Genomic DNA, 1,284 nt, shown 5'->3' on the forward strand with positions numbered 1-1,284 from the left:
CCCATCAAATACGATAACCGGGCGCTTTGGGCTATGGAGGTGATTGAGAAAAGGGCTATTCATAGATTCAGTTGCTATTTATTGACTTCAGTGGTGTGTTAACCGTTGACAGTTTACGGAATTTAGTTGATTTATGTTGGCTCTTATAATTACTTTATCAAAAATCGCCAAAATTATTTTATTTTATTTTTGGTATAATTTAAAGATTAGACAAAAATAGGTTTTAACGAGACTATAAGTGGCATTTTGTTGACAGTTTAAGGTTTAATGTTGAAGGTGAAAATTTAATTTCAATAAAGGTGAAAAGCAACAGTCATACCAAAACGAGTTTAGACAATTTATTATTATTTTAATACTGGCGTTAATTAACTAGTTTCGTAAATCCATTAAAGCAGATTTATAGCGTTGATCATACTTATAGTTAACAGATGCAGCACTAATAACTCACTTTACGTCGGCACGGATCTCTTGGAAAAGCCCAAGGGATCGTCGCTCCCTAAAGTGCAGCAAAAGTTAGGCAGTGCAGTTACTAAGAACTTGGCTATACTTTGGGTAGCCGATTGTACTCAATTCGATAACAATCTCCTCTAAAAAAGTGTATAATATAGAGTAAGTTATGTGATGGGAGAGACAATGCAAGTTAAAGACCTCACAATTGAAGAGTTTAAGGTTCTCATCCAAGAAACAGTGACTGAAACTCTAGAAGCACTGTTGAGCGATCCTGATAAAAATAAACAACTAAGACCTGAGGTTGTGCAAGAGTTGATTGATTCGCTTCACCGCACTCAGCTTGGAGAGCCTGGTATTCCTGCAGAGGAAGTAGCTGAGAAACTTGGTTTAAACTGGTAATGACTAGTTCTTGGAACCCTCGAACGAACTAGTTTTTTTCATCCTCAAGCTGCTTTTGCCCAGTGGGTTGCTATGGCCTGCAAATTAATATTGGTCGGGCAATTACGACTATTTCATGATTCCCCTCCGGAAGAAAGTGTTGGAAGTGTTGGAAGTGTCGGAAGTGTGGGGAGATTTTGAGTGGTAATGGGGTATCGAACGATGGGATCGCCTCAAGCAAGAAATGCGTTCGCGTAGCGTGACCTATGGTCAATCGCGTAACGTGGCCTAGGCCAATCGCATTCATCCCATCCTTAGATCCCCTCAACTTTTTCTTGTTGCCTTGTTTACTCAAGTAAAAATGCTATCGCTATTTTAGCTTCCTGTCTTTTGTTGTCATAAAAGATAGGAAGCTAATTTTTTGATTACCAATAATAACTCGAATTAAGTAAGCCA

The 1,284-nt window shown here is 38.4% G+C and carries 2 protein-coding genes; one reads left to right on the plus strand and one right to left on the minus strand.

The window, feature by feature from the left end; all coding sequences use genetic code 11:
• Window positions 1-621 precede the first annotated feature (621 nt).
• Window positions 622-849, plus strand: a complete 228-nt coding sequence (locus tag F6K53_RS43235; RefSeq protein WP_293061962.1) for a hypothetical protein — start codon at window positions 622-624, stop codon at window positions 847-849.
• A 70-nt stretch (window positions 850-919) separates the two neighbouring features.
• Here F6K53_RS43235 and F6K53_RS43240 read toward each other — a convergent pair whose 3' ends face one another.
• The gene (locus F6K53_RS43240) at window positions 920-1,156 is read right to left on the minus strand and encodes a hypothetical protein (protein ID WP_293086859.1); all 237 of its coding nucleotides are present in this window, start codon (window positions 1,154-1,156) and stop codon (window positions 920-922) included.
• Between the last annotated feature and the right edge of the window lie 128 nt (window positions 1,157-1,284).

The sequence above is a fragment of the Moorena sp. SIO4A1 genome, assembly GCF_010672065.1.
Taxonomy (GTDB): domain Bacteria; phylum Cyanobacteriota; class Cyanobacteriia; order Cyanobacteriales; family Coleofasciculaceae; genus Moorena.